Here is a 2,095-nt window from a genome sequence, read left to right as displayed (position 1 = left end):
CAAAATTACGTGAGTGATCCATTGCCCTTCGGTAACATTTTTATATGAGTTGACACGGGAAGCGGAGAAAAAAGGAACCGGGACCGGCCGGCGGCCCGGCAAATCCCGGTTGACGATCCCGGACGTCAGAAGTCCCGGGATTCGTAGATTGCCCGCGAGATGAAGAACGAGGCGGCCATCGCGGCCGCGGCGCCGACAAGCGCGGCAGCCAGTATCGATCCCGGATTCGCCTCCGCGAGCCGATCCAGGAGGGTCAGCTTCACCAGGGCCGCGATCAGCGCGGCGATGCCCGCCACCGCCAGCAGCATGAAGCGGCTTTTCTCCACGCCGAATTTGTAGATAAGCGGGATCATGACGGAGAGGAAGAACATGCTCGCCGCCATAATGAATCCGCCCGCGAGCGCGAGATCCCGCGGACCGGCCGGCTCGCCTTTCAGCAGGCCGACGACCAGCGCCAGCCCGACGCCGATGATCGTTCCCAGCGCGATGAACGCGATGGAAAGCACATACTTGCTCGCCACGATCTCGCGTCTGGACACGGGCAGCGTCTGGGCGAACAGTTCCCACTTCGCCTGCTGGTCGTAAGCGAAGGACGTGACGGGCAGCAGCGCGAACTGCACCGCAATCATGGCCGAGACGACGGCCGCATTGTCCAGGTACCAGGTCATCACCGCGAAAACCGCGATGGCCAGCGCGATCAGTTTGATATATCTGCGCAGCGTCAGCAGATCCTTCAGGATGAATCCCGTCATGCTTGCCCACCCCTCGCGTAATACAGCATGATGTCCTCGATGGACGCGGGATCGATCGTCAGATGCGGATATTTGCGCCGCATGGCCTGCCGGTCCCGGACCAGCATTTCGCATCCGAATCCGTACCGCCGGAAACCCGCATAATCCGCCGCATCCACCTTGGGAAACTCGTCCAGTCCGCATTTCATGATCCCGTATTGCTCGAGCAACTCGTCCTTCGGACGGCTGAGGACGACCCGGCCGCCATGGATGAACACGATGTAATCCGCGATTTTCTCCAGATCGGTCGTGATATGGGAGGAGAACAGAATCGCATGCTCCTCGTCCTGAATGAAATCGAAGAACACGTCCAAAATCTCGCTCCGCACGACGGGGTCGAGCCCGCTCGTCGGCTCATCCAGGATGAGCAGCTTCGGACGGTGCGCCAGCGCGGTCGCGATGGCCAGCTTCATGCGCATGCCCTTGGACAGTTCCTTGATCCGCTTGTCCGGCGGCAGATGGAACCGGTCCAGATATTGCCGGTACAGCGCGTCGTCCCAGCGGGCGTACAGCCGTCGCATCACGTGGGCGACATCCTTCGCGGCGAATTCTTCGTGGAAAAAGCTTTCTTCCGTCACCACGGCGATATCCTGCTTGAGGTCCTTGCCGTGCTTCGCGCCATCCCGTCCGTAGATCTCGATCTTCCCGGCATCCGCGCGGATCGCGCCGACGATCGCCTTGATCGTCGTCGTTTTGCCCGCGCCGTTCTCGCCGATCAGGCCGACAATGCCGCCCCGCGGCACTTCGAAACTGACATCCTGCAGTTCAAAACGGGGGTAACGCTTGCGCAATCCCTCCACCCTGATCGCGGTCATCGTCATTCCTCCTCGTACAGCAGCTTCATCATTTCGGTCAATTCGTCCAGCGTGATGCCGCTTCGCTTCGCGATGTCGACGGCCTCCGCGAGCCGGGCTTCCACCGCCTTGAGCTGCTCCTCGCGGATCAGCGCGAGATTCCGGGCGGCCACGAAGCTGCCCTTGCCGGGGAACGTCTCGATGAACCCGTCGCGCTCGAGATCCTCGTACGCCCGCTTCGTCGTGATGACGCTCACCCGGAGCTCCTTCGCCATGTGGCGGATCGACGGCAGCGGCTCGCCCGCCGCAAGCTTGCCGCTCATGATCATCGCCTTGATCTGCGAGGTGATCTGCTCGTAGATCGGCTTGTCGCTGCTGTTGCTGATCAGAATATCCATCGGCCCACTCCGTATATATCGTGTATACCGTATATATATGATATATACAGTACTTCATGGACCTCTGTCAATAGATTGGACACATGGAATCGAGAAAATTACGCAACATAAT

Annotated in this window: 3 protein-coding genes; all 3 read right to left on the bottom strand. The window is 60.1% G+C overall.

The genetic code is table 11. The features are described from left to right. Nucleotides 1-125 precede the first annotated feature (125 nt). The 3 genes from KJQ12_RS00935 to KJQ12_RS00925 are packed head-to-tail and all read right to left on the bottom strand — an operon-like array spanning nucleotide 126 to nucleotide 1,983. The gene (locus KJQ12_RS00935) at nucleotides 126-752 is read right to left on the bottom strand and encodes an ABC-2 transporter permease (protein WP_213483106.1); all 627 of its coding nucleotides are present in this window, start codon (nucleotides 750-752) and stop codon (nucleotides 126-128) included. Then, the gene (locus KJQ12_RS00930; RefSeq protein WP_213483105.1) at nucleotides 749-1,606 is read right to left on the bottom strand and encodes an ABC transporter ATP-binding protein; all 858 of its coding nucleotides are present in this window, start codon (nucleotides 1,604-1,606) and stop codon (nucleotides 749-751) included. Before KJQ12_RS00930 ends, KJQ12_RS00935 begins: the two co-directional genes overlap by 4 nt. A gap of 2 nt (nucleotides 1,607-1,608) precedes the next feature. Beyond that, complete coding sequence (locus KJQ12_RS00925) at nucleotides 1,609-1,983, bottom strand: GntR family transcriptional regulator (protein ID WP_213483104.1); 375 nt, start codon at nucleotides 1,981-1,983, stop codon at nucleotides 1,609-1,611. Between the last annotated feature and the right edge of the window lie 112 nt (nucleotides 1,984-2,095).

Origin of the sequence: Thermobacillus xylanilyticus, assembly GCF_907165215.1 — a bacterium.
GTDB classification, from domain to species: Bacteria; Bacillota; Bacilli; order Paenibacillales; family Paenibacillaceae; genus Thermobacillus; species Thermobacillus xylanilyticus.
Note: the sequence above shows the minus strand (reverse complement) of the source record. Positions and strands in the feature narration are given on the sequence as shown.

Bases quoted from the DNA above. Each gene is read 5' to 3' on its own strand.
- KJQ12_RS00925 (WP_213483104.1), bottom strand. From the start codon at position 1,983: ATGGATATTCTGATCAGCAACAGCAGCGACAAGCCGATCTACGAGCAG.
- KJQ12_RS00935 (WP_213483106.1), bottom strand. From the start codon at position 752: ATGACGGGATTCATCCTGAAGGATCTGCTGACGCTGCGCAGATATATC.
- KJQ12_RS00930 (WP_213483105.1), bottom strand. From the start codon at position 1,606: ATGACCGCGATCAGGGTGGAGGGATTGCGCAAGCGTTACCCCCGTTTT.